This window comes from Streptomyces sp. 3-6 (genome assembly GCF_056323165.1).
In genome coordinates, this window is record NZ_JBWHZP010000003.1 from 45,081 (window position 1) to 60,908 (window position 15,828).

The 15,828-nt window shown below is 75.1% G+C and carries 12 protein-coding genes and 2 pseudogenes; 7 read left to right on the top strand and 7 right to left on the bottom strand.

The genetic code is table 11. The features are described 5' to 3' along the window. Positions 1-85 precede the first annotated feature (85 nt). The gene (locus AC02VZ_RS06325; RefSeq protein ID WP_476474769.1) at positions 86-1,408 is read right to left on the bottom strand and encodes an ABC transporter substrate-binding protein; all 1,323 of its coding nucleotides are present in this window, start codon (positions 1,406-1,408) and stop codon (positions 86-88) included. Positions 1,409-1,580: 172 nt separating this feature from the next. Between AC02VZ_RS06325 and AC02VZ_RS06330 the strand changes: the two genes are divergently transcribed. Together AC02VZ_RS06330 and purU are read left to right on the top strand one after the other, a co-directional pair. Continuing rightward, on the top strand, positions 1,581-2,027 hold the full coding sequence (locus tag AC02VZ_RS06330) for an SCO4402 family protein (RefSeq protein WP_432057277.1): 447 nt from the start codon (positions 1,581-1,583) through the stop codon (positions 2,025-2,027). Positions 2,028-2,074: 47 nt separating this feature from the next. Next, positions 2,075-2,956, top strand: a complete 882-nt coding sequence (gene purU, locus AC02VZ_RS06335; RefSeq protein WP_432057276.1) for a formyltetrahydrofolate deformylase — start codon at positions 2,075-2,077, stop codon at positions 2,954-2,956. Between the two features lie 118 nt (positions 2,957-3,074). Here purU and AC02VZ_RS06340 read toward each other — a convergent pair whose 3' ends face one another. Then, positions 3,075-4,445 (bottom strand): zf-HC2 domain-containing protein, encoded by a 1,371-nt coding sequence (locus AC02VZ_RS06340; RefSeq protein ID WP_476474770.1) that lies wholly within the window; start codon positions 4,443-4,445, stop codon positions 3,075-3,077. Beyond that, entirely contained in the window at positions 4,442-5,023 is a 582-nt protein-coding gene (locus tag AC02VZ_RS06345; RefSeq protein WP_432057274.1) for an RNA polymerase sigma factor, read from the bottom strand. Before AC02VZ_RS06345 ends, AC02VZ_RS06340 begins: the two co-directional genes overlap by 4 nt. A gap of 306 nt (positions 5,024-5,329) precedes the next feature. On the opposite strand from AC02VZ_RS06345, the gene AC02VZ_RS06350 reads away from it, so the two are divergent. The 3 genes from AC02VZ_RS06350 to AC02VZ_RS06360 all read left to right on the top strand — a co-directional run bounded on the left by AC02VZ_RS06350 (position 5,330) and on the right by AC02VZ_RS06360 (position 8,305). Further along, on the top strand, positions 5,330-5,710 hold the full coding sequence (locus AC02VZ_RS06350) for an STAS domain-containing protein (RefSeq protein ID WP_362099610.1): 381 nt from the start codon (positions 5,330-5,332) through the stop codon (positions 5,708-5,710). 343 nt (positions 5,711-6,053) lie between these two features. Continuing rightward, positions 6,054-6,566: an EF-hand domain-containing protein gene (locus tag AC02VZ_RS06355; protein WP_432057273.1), complete on the top strand. Its 513-nt coding sequence runs from the start codon at positions 6,054-6,056 to the stop codon at positions 6,564-6,566. Positions 6,567-7,825: 1,259 nt separating this feature from the next. Further along, positions 7,826-8,305 carry an ATP-binding protein gene (locus AC02VZ_RS06360; protein ID WP_476474771.1) on the top strand — a complete coding sequence of 160 codons (480 nt, stop codon included), beginning with the start codon at positions 7,826-7,828 and terminating at the stop codon, positions 8,303-8,305. Between the two features lie 956 nt (positions 8,306-9,261). On the opposite strand, the pseudogene AC02VZ_RS06365 reads toward AC02VZ_RS06360, so the two are convergent. Further along, positions 9,262-10,296, bottom strand: a pseudogene (locus tag AC02VZ_RS06365) (GlxA family transcriptional regulator); the annotation flags it as partial. Positions 10,297-10,529: 233 nt separating this feature from the next. On the opposite strand from AC02VZ_RS06365, the gene AC02VZ_RS06370 reads away from it, so the two are divergent. Then, positions 10,530-11,780: an MFS transporter gene (locus AC02VZ_RS06370; RefSeq protein ID WP_476474772.1), complete on the top strand. Its 1,251-nt coding sequence runs from the start codon at positions 10,530-10,532 to the stop codon at positions 11,778-11,780. Positions 11,781-11,802: 22 nt separating this feature from the next. Here the strand turns inward: AC02VZ_RS06370 and AC02VZ_RS06375 are convergent, their stop codons facing one another. Next, positions 11,803-13,011 carry a flavin-containing monooxygenase gene (locus tag AC02VZ_RS06375; RefSeq protein ID WP_476474773.1) on the bottom strand — a complete coding sequence of 403 codons (1,209 nt, stop codon included), beginning with the start codon at positions 13,009-13,011 and terminating at the stop codon, positions 11,803-11,805. A 214-nt stretch (positions 13,012-13,225) separates the two neighbouring features. Here AC02VZ_RS06375 and AC02VZ_RS06380 point away from each other — a divergent pair, with 214 nt between their 5' ends. Next, positions 13,226-14,167 carry a GNAT family N-acetyltransferase gene (locus AC02VZ_RS06380; protein WP_476474774.1) on the top strand — a complete coding sequence of 314 codons (942 nt, stop codon included), beginning with the start codon at positions 13,226-13,228 and terminating at the stop codon, positions 14,165-14,167. A gap of 335 nt (positions 14,168-14,502) precedes the next feature. On the opposite strand, the pseudogene AC02VZ_RS06385 reads toward AC02VZ_RS06380, so the two are convergent. Continuing rightward, positions 14,503-15,195 (bottom strand): annotated as a pseudogene (locus AC02VZ_RS06385) (pyridoxine/pyridoxamine 5'-phosphate oxidase); the annotation flags it as partial. Positions 15,196-15,345: 150 nt separating this feature from the next. Continuing rightward, positions 15,346-15,774, bottom strand: a complete 429-nt coding sequence (locus AC02VZ_RS06390; protein ID WP_362099593.1) for a pyridoxamine 5'-phosphate oxidase family protein — start codon at positions 15,772-15,774, stop codon at positions 15,346-15,348. Between the last annotated feature and the right edge of the window lie 54 nt (positions 15,775-15,828).

Here is a 15,828-nt window from a genome sequence, read left to right on the forward strand (position 1 = left end):
GGGCCGACGGGAGGACACCCCCGCCGGCCCCGCCCCGTGGTGACCCGGGGTGGCGGCCTCCCGCCCGCGCCCGCCGGGCGTCACCTCACAGGTCGGCGTCCAGCAGGGTCTCCGTCACGTCGGTGAAGCCGTCCCGGGCCGACACCAGCCGACCGTCCCGCACCACCTGGAGCGTCACCTGCGCGTTCACCATCCGCGGATAGCCGACCGCGGCCAGCTTGTCCCGGAACGACCAGCGCAGCGTCGGGGTGAGCCCGCCGGTGGAGACCTTCAGCCCGCTGCGCAGGGCGCGCGCCACGGACCGGGCGGTCACCTCCCCGCCGTCGAGCGACTCGACCGCCTGCCGCAGGACCGTGTACGCGATCCAGGTGGTCTGCACGCCCGCGTCGCCCGGGTCGATCCGGTTGTCGCCGAACGCCGCCTCCTCGATCACCTGCTTCATCGGCTTCCAGCGCGCGTCACCGGCGTGCGGGTACCAGCCGGTGACGAACGACCCCTCGTAGGGGCCGGACGCCCCGCCGGACGCGTCGACGGTGCTCTGGTCGACGCTGCCGAGCACCGTGCCGGTGCGCACGTCGGGGAACTTCTGCCGGGCCCGCCGGAAGGAGTCCATGAAGGTGCTCGTACGGTCCCCGAGCGCCGGCACCACGCAGCCGGGCCGCTGCGGGTCGGCGGTGGCCCGCTCCAGCGCCCGCCGCACCTCGCCGTCGTACGCGGTGGCCTCCTCGGGGGCGCGCTGGTCGCCGGTCGGGGCGTGGCCGCCCGCCACCAGTCCCGAGTCGAGCAGCTTCGGCAGCTGGTCCCCGACGATGCTGTCCGGCCGGACCAGGGCGACCGGCCCGCACCGGTCGGCGAGGGTGCGGCCGAGCCCGGCCAGCAGCGCGGGCTGACCGCCGTTGACGGGGTAGGACAGCGGACTGGTGAACTCCTCCTCGGTCATGCCGTAGCCGCCGATGTACGCGATGCCCGCCCCCTCCAGGGTGCGCAGGAAGGAGTCGGCGTGCTGGCTGTAGGAGCCGACCACGGCGACCACGCCCTCCTCGACCGCCCGCCGCGCACACCGCGCGGCGGTGACGCTGTCGTTGCGCTCGTTGCAGGTCAGGACCCTCAGCTCGCGGCCGTCGAGGCCGCCGCGCTCGTTGATCCAGCGGGCGTAGGCCCGGGCGAAGGCGGGCATGCCGGGCTTGTTGGTGGCGGCGGTCTTCTCCGGCGCCCAGGTCATGACGGTGATCGGGCCGTCGTCCCCGGAGCCCCCCGTGGCACCGGGGACGACCCCGCAGCCCGCGGTGAGCGACACGCACGCCGCGAGCGCGACCGCGGTCGGCGCGCCGGCTCTGCGGCGCCGGGTGCGGAAGCGGGAGAGCGGACGGGGGAGGACGGTGCTGCGGAAGGGTCGCCTGCCGGTCATGGCCCCGCACGATTCCGTCACACGGCCAACCCCGGAGTGACCCTTGGTCAACGTCCGGTGACAGCGGGGTGAATTACGGGGTCCGGTGCCGGAGCCGGACAGCGGAAACGTACGATCGACGACCGTGCAGGGTTCGGAGAACACTTCCCGTCGCGGTCGTCGCTCGTCCACCATGGGCGGCATGCCACTCAACGACATGCCGTGGTGGCGCTGGCGCAGCAATGTGCGCTCCGCGCTGCACATGCTCTCCGACCCCGGGTTCCAGCGGGACGTCTGGCTGGCCGGGGTGGACGGCTACGGGGACGTCACTGACGCGGTCTACCGCCTGGTCGAGGACACCTGGCTGGACAACTGGTCCGCCGAGAAGTACGTGGGCACGATCTTCCGCGACTCGCAGGAGGCCGCGCTGGTCGACACCGCGGTGCTGCGGGTGCTGCGGATCATGCACCAGGTCGGCCCGGACGCGCCCGTCACCGCCTACCTGGAGCACCAGGGCTGGCCGGAGGCGGTCCGGGCGGCGCGGGACGCGCACGTGCGGATGGCGGCGAGCGACGGCGAGGACCCCGACGCCCCGCCGCGCACCCTGGACGTGCTGCGGATCCTGACGCGGTCCGCGTAGCGGAACGGCCCGTCGGCCGCCGGCCCCGATGTGGGACCCTTGCCCGCATGAGCGAGCAGTCCACCCGAGTCGCGGCCCCGGCCGACCAGTACGTCCTCACCCTGTTCTGCCCCGACAAGCAGGGCATCGTGCACGCCGTGTCGAGCTACCTGTTCATGACCGGTTGCAACATCGAGGACAGCCAGCAGTTCGGCGACCACGACACGGGCCTGTTCTTCATGCGGGTGCACTTCTCCGCCGAGGCCCCGGTCACGGTGGACAAGCTGCGGGCCAGCTTCGCGGCGATCGGCGACGCCTTCCAGATGGACTGGCACATCGACCGGGCCGACGAGAAGATGCGCATCCTGCTGATGGTGAGCCGCTTCGGGCACTGCCTGAACGACCTGCTGTTCCGCGCCCGCACCGGGGCGCTGCCGGTGGAGATCGCCGGAGTGGTCTCCAACCACACCGACTTCGCCGAACTCGTGGCCTCGTACAACATCCCCTTCCACCACATCCCGGTGACGAAGGACACCAAGCCCGAGGCCGAGGCGAAGCTGCTGGACATCGTCCACGAGGAGCGGGTCGAACTGGTCGTCCTCGCCCGCTACATGCAGGTGCTCTCCGACGACCTGTGCAAGCAGCTCTCCGGGCGGATCATCAACATCCACCACTCCTTCCTCCCCAGCTTCAAGGGCGCCAAGCCCTACCACCAGGCGCACGCCCGGGGCGTGAAGCTGATCGGCGCCACCGCGCACTACGTCACCGCCGACCTCGACGAGGGCCCGATCATCGAGCAGGAGGTCGAGCGGGTGGGCCACGACGTCACCCCCGAGCAGCTCGTCGCCATCGGCCGCGACGTCGAGTGCCAGGCGCTGGCCCGCGCCGTGAAGTGGCACGCCGAGCGCCGGATCCTGCTGAACGGGCGGCGCACGGTCGTCTTCGCCTAGGCACCTGACGGCCCGGCGCCCGACCCCGGTCGGCGCCGTCCGGCCCGGCGCCCGCTGTCGGCCGGCCCGGAGCCCGACACAGGCCGACCTGGTGCCCGCTGCCGGCGGACCGGGCCGGTCACATCCGGCTCAGGCTCGCCGCCGCGTACAGCACGTCGCGGATCGCCTCCCGGTCCCCGACCTGCCCGGCCGCCGCCTCCTGCGGGGTGACGTGCCCGGCGGCCAGGCGGCAGAACTCCGCCCCGTCCAGGGCGACGTGGGCCACCTCGTGCTCGGCGGACCCCTTCGCGGCCGGCGAGTCCAGCGGGATCAGCCACTCGCCCCCGCCGGAGCCCTCGATCTCCAGCCGCAGGCTCCGCCCCGGCTCACCGGCCGCCACCAGGTGCCGCTCGACGGGCGCGGCCAGTCCGGACCGCCGGCGCGCCTCCAGCACGCTGGGCAGCATCCGGGCCGCCAGGTCGACCATGCGGTGCAGATGCCGTCCCGAGGGCGGCTCGTACGGGTAGTCGACGGCCTCCGCGATGTCCTCCGCGTGCACCCAGCACTCGAAGGCCCGGTCCAGCATGGCGTCGTGCAGCGGCAGCTCGAAGTCGCCGTAGGGCACCGGCAGGCCACCGGTCCGGCCGCCGGTGAAGGACACGGTGCGCACCAGGTTGTGGGTCTGCTCCCGCCAGGGCGCCCGGACCGCGCGGGTGTGCGGGACGTGGGCGGCCCGCCAGTACGCCTCGGTGCGCGCGGCCGGGGTGTCCCGCTCGGCCGTGACCTCGCCGAGCGGATCGTCCAGGCCGAGCGCGACGGCGACCAGCCCGTCGACGGTCAGCAGGTGCGCGATCACCCCGGCGACCGTGGTCCGGCGGGCGGTCGCCTCGTCGGCCCGGTACCAGCGCAGCCGGACCGGGGCGTGCCATTCGGCGTCGCCGAAGTCCTGGAGCAGTGCGTCCAGCCGCGCGGTCTCCGCGTCGTACGCGGCGGCCCAGTCGGGCACCGGGATGCGGGGCGGGCGGCGTTCCAGGCAGGAGTCCAGGACGCGGGTACGCAGACCGGGGTCCAGGTCGAGGCTCTCGGGCCGCTGGAGCAGGCCCACCGCCTCCCGCAGCCGCAGGGCCTCGTCGGCGCAGGACCCGCACTCGCCCAGGTGGTCCTCGACCGCCGCCGCCTCCTCCGGGGCGCAGGCGGCCAGCGCCCAGGCGCCCAGCAGGGACGTCAGCACCCGGTGGTCCAGGACCGCCGGTTCGGCCCGGGGGACGACGCCCCCGCCCCCGGCGGTCGCGGGCCGGGGCGGCGCGCCGTCCTCCCCGGTCGTGCGGGGGAGCGGGACGCGCGGGGCGGCGTCGGACGCGCCGGCCGGCGTACCGTCCGCCCCGTATGCCGGGGGCGTGCCCGGGCCCGGGTGGTGGTCCGGGTGCCCCGGGGGGCCGCCGCCGTGTCCGCCGTCCTCGCCGCCCCCGTCGCTGTCGCCGTGGTCGGAGGCGAAGCGGTCGTCGCTCATGCGGCACCCCCGATGCCCGGCGGGCCGCCCGAGGCGTCGGTGTCGTGGGCCGTGGCGAGCAACTGGAGGCCCAGCCGCAGCCGGCGGCGGGCCTCGTCCTCGGTGACGCCGAGGTCGGCGGCGGTCTGCCGGTAGTCGCGCCGCTGGAAGTACGCCAGCTCCAGCGCCGCCCGCAGCGGCACCGGCATGGACTGGACGATGTAGTCGGCGCGGGCGGCCACCGAGGCGTGGCGCACCTTGTGCTCGAGTTCCTCCGGTGTGCCGGGACCGCCCCGGGCGAGGGCGGCGGTCTCCGTCACGCGCAGCCGCTGCACCGCCAGCCGGTGCGCCAGCCCGGCGAGCCAGCCGCGCAGGTTGCCCTGCCGGGGGTCGTAGGTGTCCGGGTGCTCCCAGACGTGCGAGAAGACGTCCCGGGTGACCGCGTCGGCGGCGCGCTCGTCACCGAGGACCCGGTGGGCGAGACCGTGCACCAGCGAGGCGAAGCGGTCGTAGAGCTCGCCCAGGGCGGCGGCCTCGCCGCGCACCAGCCTCTGCTGCATCGTGCGGTCCCACCGGGGCGGTCCGTTCCGTTTCGCCATGCGGCCCCCTCACCCCCCTGTCGCCTCGTCCTCCGAATGTAGTCGGCGTCACCAGGGACGCACGCCCCTTTGTGGCAATGTGCGCCCCCCGCGCGGTCGTCCGTGGTAGACGGCGCAGCCGGACTCCGGTAGGACGCCCTACCCCCCTGCAGTCGATCAGAACCGATCGAATAGGATCGAAGTCGACTGAATCAAGCCTTTTCTGTTCGGTAACCGTTTCTGATCTCGCGTTTCAGGGAAACGGCCGGTGGGCAGCCGCGCTGCAAGGAAGCGTAGGGACTGCTTCCGTTTCGGCGAGCGAAGGGCGTGGTGGTGACCTTCACAGTGACCGACGGGGAGCAGGGCGCATGGGCCGTGCTCCGGGTGTCGGGCGAGCTGGACCTGATGACGTCCCCGGTGCTGCGCCAACGGGTGCACGACGCCGTGGCGGACGGCCGGCACAGTCTCGTCCTCGACCTGTCCGACGTGTGGTTCTGCGACTCCAGCGGGGTCGGCGTGCTCATAGGCGCCCGGCGCCTGCTGCGCTCCTGCGGGGGTGAACTGCGCCTGATCCTCCCGGCCCGGGGCGCCGCCGACGGCAGTCACGTGAACAAAGTGCTGGGCGCACTCGGCGTGCGCCGACTCTTCGACATCCACCCCGACGTGCCCTCCGCCGTGGACGAGGACGCCCGCCCGCTGTCGGCCTGACCGCGCACGCGGACGACGGCGACGACGGGGACGCGGGCACGTCGGAGCCCCGTGCGCGGACGCCCACCGGGGCCTGCCCGAAGAGGGGTTCGGCACGTCCGGGGCGGAAGGCCGGCCGGTTCGGTCAGTACGGCTGGTCGGATTGGTCCGGTTCGCCCTGTCCGGCCGTGCGCCCCCCACCCGCGGCCCCCGGGCATCGCGCACCCCGAAGGGAGCAACAGGGGTGTCGCGGAACGTGCCCGGTCCCGGCACAGGTGCCGATTCCGGTCCCCGGGACCGTCCCCCACGACGTACGCTCCGAGCGAGAAGAACCCACTGACACCTAAGGCGGCCTGAAAAAGACATGGTCACCAGCGAGCACGACCGCAGGATCGCGGACCGCTTCGCCTCGTTCGACCAGAACGGCAACGGCTACATCGACCGCGAGGACTTCTTCCACGCGGCCAAGACGCTGCTGGCGGAGTTCGACGTCGCGGCCCGTTCCGACCGGGGGCAGTCCCTGTACGGCGGGGCGGAGGCGTTCTGGCAGGGCATGGCCGGGATCGCGGACCGCGACGGCGACCAGCGCATCACCCGTGACGAGTTCGTCAACGGTGCGCTGAAGCGACTGCGCGACAACCCGGACCGGTTCGGCGAGATCGCGCGACCCTTCCTGCAGGCGGCCCTCGCCGTGGCGGACGGCGACGGTGACGGCGCGGCCACCGTCGAGGAGACCGCCCGCGTCCTCGTGGCGCTCGGCGTCGAGGACGACCTGGCCCGCACCGCCGCGGCCACGCTGGACACGGACGGCGACGACCGGATCGGCGAGGACGAGATCGTGCGGTCCTTCGCCCGCTACTTCACCGTCCCCGAGTAACTCCCGCGGCGCCCCGCACCGTCGGCGCCCCGCACCGTCGGCGCCCTGCGCCCGTGCGGGGCGCCGTTCTCCCGGCAGCCCGACGCATCCGTCATCCCTCGCAGTGCTCCGCAGGCGCCGTCCGGGTCTCGTCCGGGTCCTGTCCGGTCCCGTCCGAGGGCCGTCCGAGGGCCGTTCCGAGTACCCACTGGGCCCCTTCGAGCCGCTTCGAGCCGCTGCGAAGGGGTTTCGGGGCTCCCGGGGCACCCGGGCACCGCACCGGCGTCCGGCAGGCGCTCGCCAGGGGCCGCGTGCCCGGCGGGCGCGGCCGGTGCAACACGCCCGGACCCGCGAACACTTCGGGCGGCCCGCACACGTCTTCCGCCCGGCGGCCCACCCGTTGCCCCGGCGTCTCGGCAGACCCCCGGAACGGCCCGCCTGCCCGGCCGCCGTCACCGCTGTCCGGGCGCCGCCGCACGGTGGCCGCCCCCGTCGTGGCCGCCGCCACCCGGCGCCCCGCCGTCCTCACGTACCCCGGCCTCACCACCGGCCCCTCGGCGTCACCCCCAGGCCGCGACCCGCGGACCGAAGGCTCTGTGCCGATGCCGGACTTCCCCAGGTGAACGGCGGCACGGGCGCATCCGGGAACCCGGAAGCTCCCGGCATGCCACGGCGCGCCCCGAGCGGGACCGGGGCGGCGCCGACCAAGTCACGGAGGGTGACGATGCGTTGGCCGTGGGTGCGCGTGCCGACGGTCGCGGGGCCGCGCCCCGTCTGCGCTTTCGTCCCGGCGGCCGGGCGGCCGGAGGGTGATGTCACGGATCGTGGCATCGGGGAGTCACGGAGCGTTGATGCCGGGTTGTGTCCCGCGGGTGACTCGTCACGGCCTGTCGCCGGGCGTCCGCTCCGGTACCTTGTGTGGGATGCGAGTGGTTATGAGCACGCACCGCACCGGAGTTGCCCTCGGGGCCGCGCCGGATCCGCTGGTGGCTGCGCCTTCTCGCCGGGCGGCCGGGCCTGTTGCCGCCGCCTGTTCGACTCCCCGGGACGGGCGTCGCACAGTATGCCCCACGGGTACTCCTTCGCGCTGGAATATGCCCGAAGCGCTTGTTGGGGTGACGGAACGTCAACCATGCTGTGCCACAAGGGATTCACGGTCCGTGATCCCTTCCCCGGCCGTTGTTCTGGCCATGCAGAAAATGGCTACGATCGTGGCCTACGTGAGGCGCGAGCCTAAGTGTCCGCCGGTTCGGATGGTGTGAGCGGTGCAGGTGCTTCGAGTGCAGCTGGATATCCGGCCCGACCCCGCCGAGGTGGGGCGAGCCCGGCGGTGGGCCCGCTCGCGACTGGCCTGCTCCGGCATAGGGCCCGACGAGCCGATCGCCGAGACCCTGATCCTGCTCGTCTCGGAACTGGTCACCAACGCCGTGGTGCACACCGGGTGTCCGGCCGTGCTGTGTCTGTCCCTGCCGGACGGGACGGGCGGCACGGACGGGACGGGCAAGGGCGCCACCGTCCGGCTGGAGGTGGCCGACCGCAGCGGCCGGGCGCCGGTGCCGCGGTGCGTGGACGGTGACGCGACCGGCGGGCGCGGGCTCGCCCTGGTCGACGGCCTGGCCGACCGCTGGGGCTGGAGCTCCGAGGGCACCGGCAAGCGCATCTGGTGCGAACTCGACCGCTGCGCCGAGCCCGGGGGCGCCACCCCCGCGTGCGGTGGCGGCACGGTGACCTACGACGGGCTGGCCTACGAGGCGGTGTAGGCGCCTGTCGTCGAGTGGGCGAGGTGGGTCGAGGGTGTGGGGCCCGGGTGTGTTGGTCCCTGGCGAGTCGGTTCCCGGTGCGTCGGTGTCGGGGGGTGGCCGGTGCGGGGGCACGGGCGCACGGGCGCCGAGCCGCGTGCGGCGGGGTCGCGTGAGGTGCGCCGGGCGTGCTTCCGTGCGCGCCGACCGGCGAACGGAACATCAGGGGCGAACCGGACGAATGGGCAGCAATCGGTGTTGACGTGATGTGACCGGCTCACCACTCTGGTGCCCAGCGATCCGCCGCGAGGGGACGGCGAGGGACTCGAAGGGGGGAGGTCCTCGGCGAGTGCGGGTCGTGGCGCGGCGTCGGAGTCTCCGGAGGGAACCGGGCGGGAGCGGCCCTCCGTGAGGTCCCGGGCGGGAACGGCCCACCGGACTTCGGGGCGGGGGCGGTTTCCCGGGGGAGCCCGGGCGGGAGCGCCGAGTCGGAACGGCGGTGCGGAGAGGCCGTGTTCGGGGCGGCCCGCACCGCACCGCCGCCGACGTCGTCACGGCCGGCCGCGGCGGATTGCCACGAGGGGTGTGGCGCGAGCGGTGTCGGGGCGAGCGGGCTCGGGGGCGACCGGTGTCGAGGGCGGCCGGATTCCTCCACAGGCTGTGGACAACTTTTCGGGATGCGGCCCTCATGCGGGGCGGCCCGGCCCCGGCGCCGGTACCCGGGCCGCTCAGGAGCCCGCGACGGTCACCGAGGCGGGGGCGGGGGCGCGGGTGTGGCCGGTGTCCGGGCCGGGAACGGGCTCGGGGCCGGTGTCCCCCAGGGGCGCGGTGACCGCCGCCGGCTCGGCCGCCGGGACCGGCGTGACCCGTTCCGCGGGCGTCCGTCCCACCCCAGGGCTCACCCCAGGGCCCGCTCCATGGCCCGCCCGGTGACCCGCCCCGTGGCCCGCCCCGCGGCTCGTCCCGTCGCCCGCCTCGTGGCCCGCCCCGAGGCCCCCGCCGCGCTCGGTGCCGGTGCGGAACGTGCGCCGGTAGGCGGTCGGGGTCACCCCCAGCGCCGCCTGGAGGTGCTGCCGCATCGACTGCGCCGTGCCGAAACCGCAGTCGTGGGCCACCTGGTCCACGGATCGGTCGGTCGTCTCCAGCAGATGCCGCGCCCGCTCCACCCGCTGCCGGGTCAGCCACTGACCGGGACTCACCCCGGCCTCCTCCCGGAACCGGCGGGTGAAGGTCCGCACCGACATCGACTCCCGTGCCGCCAGGTCCCGCAGCTGGATCGGCTCGTGCAGCCGCTCCAGCGCCCACGCGCGGGCCCGCGTGGTGGACGCCTGCTGCGGATCCGGGACCGACCGCTCGATGTACTGCGCCTGCCCGCCGTCGCGGTGTGGCGGCACGACGGTGCGGCGGGCCACGTCGTTGGCGACGGCGGCGCCGTGGTCGCGGCGCACCATGTGCAGGCAGAGGTCGATGCCGGCCGCGACGCCCGCCGAGGTCAGGATGTCGCCGTCGTCGATGAACAGCACGTCCGGGTCGACCCGGACGCGCGGGAAGAGGCGCTGGAAGCGCTCGGCGTCCGCCCAGTGGGTGGTGGCCGGCCGGCCGTCGAGGCGTCCGGCGGCGGCGAGGACGTAGACCCCCGTGCAGATGGACGCGATCCGGGTGCCGGGCCGGACCAGGGCGAGCGCCGCCGCGAGTTCCGGTGTCAGCTCGCCGCGCTCGTACACCGGGCCCAGCTCGTAGGAGGCCGGGACGACCACCGTGTCGGCGGTGGCGAGGGCCTCGGGTCCGTGGGCGACGTGCAGGGTGAAGTCGGCGTCGGTCTCCACCGGCCCCGGCGGCCGGACGGAGCAGGTGACCACCTCGTACAGCCGCCGTCCCCGGGCGTCCCGGGGGCCGCCGAAGATGCGGTGCGGGATGCCCGTCTCGAAGGGCAGCAGCCCGTCGAGCGCGAGGACGACGACCCGGTGCGGCCGGAAGCCGTCGGGTACCGGAGGGGGCGCGGCCGAATCCATGGCCCGATCCTAGCGAATGCTGTCCCCCGGGCCACTCGGTGCGCGGACGTCGGTCACCGAAGCTCTTGGGCGTGACACACATCAGGGGGACGGCCGCCGCCGGCAAGCGGCCCGGGCCGGAACAGGAACCGCAAGCGGGACCGCGCACAGCCACCGGCCGACGGCCGGGCGGCGGACGGAGTACAGGGGGGCCAGGCGGCGGGCGGCGTGCAGGGGGGCCGGCGGGACGGCGCGTGCACCGGGCCTGGTTCGTCGCCGCCGTGACCTTCGTGACGATCATCGGCGCGGCGGCCTTCCGGTCCGTCCCGGGCCTGTTCATCGACCCGCTCCACGAGGAATTCGGCTGGTCCCGCGGCACCATCGGCGCCGCCGTGTCGGTGAACCTCGCGCTGTACGGCCTCACCGCCCCCTTCGCGGCGGCGCTGATGGACCGCTACGGCATCCGCCGGGTGGTGGTCGCGGCCCTGACCGTCATCGCCCTCGGCTCGGGCCTGACGGTGTGGATGACGGCCGCCTGGCAACTGATGCTGTGCTGGGGCCTGTTGGTGGGGCTGGGCTCCGGCTCCATGGCGCTGGCGTTCGCCGCGACCGTCACCAACCGCTGGTTCACCGAGCGGCGCGGCCTGGTCACCGGCATCCTCACCGCCGCGTCCGCCTCCGGGCAGCTGATCTTCCTGCCGGTGCTGTCCTGGATCGTCGCCACGCACGACTGGCGTCCGGCGGCCGTCACCACGGCACTCGCCGCCCTCGCGGTCGTGCCGTTCGTCTGGCTCCTGCTGCACGACCACCCGGCCGACGTCGGGCTGAAGCCCTACGGGGCGAAGGAGTTCGTGCCGAAGCCGGCGCCCGTGCCCGGGGCGGCGCGGCGCGCGGTCACGGTGCTGCTCCGGGCGGCCCGCACCGGCCCCTTCTGGCTGCTCGCGGGCTCCTTCGCGATCTGCGGCGCCTCGACCAACGGCCTGATCCAGACCCACTTCGTGCCCGCCTCCCACGACCACGGCATGCCCATCACGGCCGCCGCCTCCCTGCTCGCCGTCATCGGCGTCTTCGACGTGGTCGGCACGGTGGCCTCCGGCTGGTTCACCGACCGCTTCGAGGCCCGCCGCCTGCTCGCCGTCTACTACGCGCTGCGCGGCGTCTCCCTGCTGTTCCTGCCGATGCTGCTCGCGCCCACGGTGCAGCCCCCGATGGTCTTCTTCATCGTCTTCTACGGCCTCGACTGGGTGGCCACCGTCCCGCCCACGCTCGCCCTGTGCCGCGAGCACTACGGGGACGACAGCGCGATCGTCTTCGGCTGGGTGCTCGCCTCGCACCAGGTCGGCGCGGCCGTCGTCGCCTTCCTCGGCGGCGTCGCCCGGGACGTGTTCGGCTCCTACGACGTGGTCTGGTACGCCTCGGGCGCCCTGTGCGCGGCGGCGGCCCTGATGGCCCTGGTGATCCGCCGCCGCCCTGCCCCGCCCGCGGGGGCGGTGGTGACGCCGTAGGGCGGGTGCCCCGGGAGGCCCGTCAGGCCGGCAGGCGGGACACGCCCGGCGCCCCGCGGCGCGCGACCGCCCGCGCGATCCGTTCCGCGTCGAGGGCCATCTCGCGGAGGTTGCCGCTGATGGGGTTGGTGAAGCCGGTGAAGTACAGGCCGGGCGCGTCGGCGGGGGAGCGGCCGCCGTGCGCCACCGGCCTGCCGCGCTCGTCGAGCACGCCCAGGTGGCCGACGAGCCCCTCCAGCGCGCGGACGTAACCGGTGGCCGCGATCACCGCGTCGGGCTCGACACGCGAACCGTCGGCGAGCAGCACCGCGCCGTCCGCGAACCCCTCCACCGCGGCCACGATCTCCACCCGGCCCTTGCGCACCGCGTCGATCAGACCCACGTCCTGCACGGGGATGGCGCCCTCCAGCACCCGGCTGTAGAGGCCGGTGTCCGGCCGGGGCAGCCCGTGCGCCGACAGGTCCGGCAGGGCCACCCGGGCCTGCGCCCGGCTCAGCCGGTCGACCAGGCCGACCGGCAGCCGCCGCACCAGCACGCCCGAGTACTGGGCGGGCCAGCCCGCCGTCGAGCGGCGCACGATGTGCGGCACCGTGCGCACGGACAGCCGCACCCGCGCGGCCCCGCCCTCCACCAGGTCGACGGCGATCTCCGCCCCGGTGTTGCCGACGCCCGCGACGAGCACGTCCCGGCCCGCGAAGGGCACCGGGTTGCGGTACGCGTGGGCGTGCAGGAACTCGCCGGTGTACGACGCGCGGCCGGGCCAGTCGGGCACCCGGGGCGTGTGGTTGTAGCCGGTGGCGACGACCACGGCGGCACCGGTCAGTTCCCGGCCGCCGGTGGCGCGCAGCAGCCAGCCGGTGCCGTCGTCGGTGCGCTCGACGCGGTCGACCTCGACGCCGGTGACGATCTCCAGACGGTGGTGCTCGGCGTACTTCTCCAGGTACCGCACCACGTCGTCCCGGGACACCCAGCGGCCGAAGCGGCGCGGCATCGGCAGGCCCGGCAGGGCGGACAGGCGCCGGGTGGTGTGCAGGCGCAGCCGGTCGTAGTGCCGGCGCCACGAGGCGCCCACGGCCTCGGACCGCTCCAGGACGACGGCGCGTATCCCCCGGGCGCGGAGCGCCTGGGCGGCGGCGAGTCCGCCCGGGCCGCCGCCGATCACGTAGACGGGGCGGTCCGCGGGCTGCGGAGCCGTGGGCGGGGCGGATCTGGTGGAGTCGGAGTCGGCCATGAACGCGAGCGTATGCGCGCACCTCCTTGATGGGTATCGGTCAAGACGGGAATTGGTTGCGGATCGATCACAACTGTCCGGGCCGGGACCGGCTCCGCCGACGTGAGCCGCACCGGCACCGCCCGGCCCGGAGGACGACGGGAGCCGCACGCGCACCGTCCGCGCCGGAGGAAAAGGGGAGGCGCCGGGCCGGGGCCGGTGGGCACCATGAGCCATGGAGACCGCAGACGCCACAGGCCCCGCGAGCACCGCCGACTGGTGCCTCCCCGCGGACACCGACGCCTTCCTCACCCGCGCCGGATCGTTCCTCCACGCGCGAGCCGCCCTGCACACGATGCTGCTCACCATCACCCGGACCCTGAGCACGCGAGGCCCGCACGCCTACGGTGACGGCGCCCCCGAGTTCGGTGTGCTGGAACGCGGCGGGACCGTCGGAGCCGCCTTCCTGCGCACACCCCCGCACCGACTGCACGTCACCCCGCTGACGGCCCCCGAGGCGGACGCCCTGGCCGCCCGTCTCTCGGACCTCGGCCGGGCGCTGCCCGGCGTGCACGCCGAGCAGGACACGGCCGCCGCCTTCGCCGACACCTGGTGCCTCCGCACGGGAGCCCGCGCCACCCTGCGCGAGCGCCAGCGCCTGTACCGGCTGGGCGAGTTGACCGTGCCCGCACCGGCACCTCCCGGCCGCGCCCGGGTCGCGGGCCCGGCGGACCGGAGGCAACTGGCCGCCTGGTACGGGGACTTCTGCGCGGCCGTGGGTCACGCCCCGCCGCAGGACCCGGACGGCTGGGCGGACGCCCGTGCCGAGGCCGGCGAGGTCGTCCTCTGGGAACTCCCGGACGGCACCCCGGTCGCCATGGCCTGCCGCTCCCCGATCGTGGCCGGGCAGTCCCGGGTGGTGGGCGTGTACACGCCCGTGGAGCTGCGCGGGCGCGGGTACGCCGGTGCGGCCACGGCCGAGGTGAGCCGGGCGGTGGCGGCGGAGGGCGCCGAAGAGGTCCTGCTCTTCACCGACCTGGCCAACCCCACCAGCAACGGCCTCTACCAGCGCCTCGGTTACCGCCCGATCGCCGACTTCACCGTGTACGACTTCGAGGCCCCCGCGCGGGACGCCACCACACCCGCGCGGGACGCCGCCACACCCGCCGGGGCGTGACGGCCCGCCGGGGGAGCGGCTCATGGCGGGGGCGGGGGTCGGCTCACGGTGGAGGCGCGGGCCGACTCCCGGTATGGGGCCGGGACGGGCTCACACCGGGAGGGAAGGGGCGGCTACGGCCAGAGCAGCTCGCGGAGCCACGGCCCCGCCGTCCCGCGGCGCCCCTCCAGGTGCCCGTCCGCACGGGCGTGCTTGTGCCCGGCTCCGTGCCCGTCCTCGCGCCCGGCTCCGTGCCCGTTCTCGTCCGCGGGGACGTGTCCGTTCTCGTCCGCGGGGACGTGTCCGTGCGGGTGCCCGGGTCCGTGCGGGTGCCCGGCACCGTCGTCGCCCCCGCCGCCCTCCACGGCGCGTCGCCGGTACCGCAGCCGGACGTGGCGGCGGCGGGCGTCGCCCTGGAAGAACTCCACCTCCTCCGGGCGCAGCCGGTACAGCGTCCAGGACGGCACGGGGGCGTCCGGCTCGGCGGTGGCCCGTTCCCAGGCCGCTTCCGAGGCCCGGGCCAGCTCCTCCACCGAGTCCAGCACCTCGCTCTGCCGCCCGGTGAGGGCGGCGGCCAGCGCACCGGTGGAGCGCACCCGCAGATCGGCCCGCGCCTCCTCGGCCGGGGCCGCGGCGACGGGACCGCGGACCCGTACCTGGCGCCCCAGGACCGGCCAGTGGAAGACCAGCGCGGCATACGGGCGGGCAGCCAGCTGGGCGCCCTTGCGGCTGTGGGCGTGGGTGGCGAAGGACCAGCCGTCGGCGTCCGCGCCGTGCAGCATCACGACCCGGGCGTCCGGCCGCCCCGCCTCGTCGGCGGTGGCCAGAGTGGGGGTGTGCGGTTCGCGCTGCCCGGCCGCCGCCACCTCGGCGAGCCAGCGCGTGAACAGCGGCAACGGCTCGTCCGGCGCGGTGTCCGGGTCCAGCGGGGGCAGCTCGGTGACCTCCGGGTCCCACACCCGCAGGGACCTCAGCAGCTCGTCCAGCTCGTCCAGCTCGTCCAGCTCGTCCAGCTCGTTCGGCTGGTGCGACTCGTGCGACTCGTGCAGATCGTCGGCCATGCCCCATTGTCCGTCGCGGGCCGCTGTCCGTCGCGGGTCATCCGGGCCGGCGCACCCGTGCCGGGCACCACCCGGACCCGGCACGGCCCGGGGGCGACGGGGCAGGGCGCCCCCGGCCGCCCGCCGGCAGCGGACCGTTCAGAACGAGCCGAGGTCCGAGGACACCCAGCGCTCGGGACGCATGCGGACGACGACCTGCTCGCCGTGGTTCTTCCAGGCGTAGTCGACGTAACCGTCGACCTTGTCGGCCGGGAGGTAGCGCGCGGAGATCTCCCGGAGCTTCTCGACGGTGGCGGGGACGGTGTCGAGGACCGGTCCCTCGACGGAGACGTAACGGAGCGTGGGTTCGACGCGGTCGACCATGAGGGAGAACCGGCCGGCCGCACCGATCAGCTTGTTCTTGCGGCTGTGCAGACCGGTCAGGATCCAGGCGTCCCCGCCCGGCGCGTACTGGTACCAGATCGGCACCGTCAGCGGCGCCCGTCCGGCTTCCCCGGTGACGGAGAGGGCGGCGACGAGGGGCTCGGCCAGGAACTGCTCACGTTCTTCGCGGCTCAGGGCAGCCATGGGGGTTCCTCCGGAGGACGGGAAGCGTCGGACCGTACACGAGGGCGGCGGGCG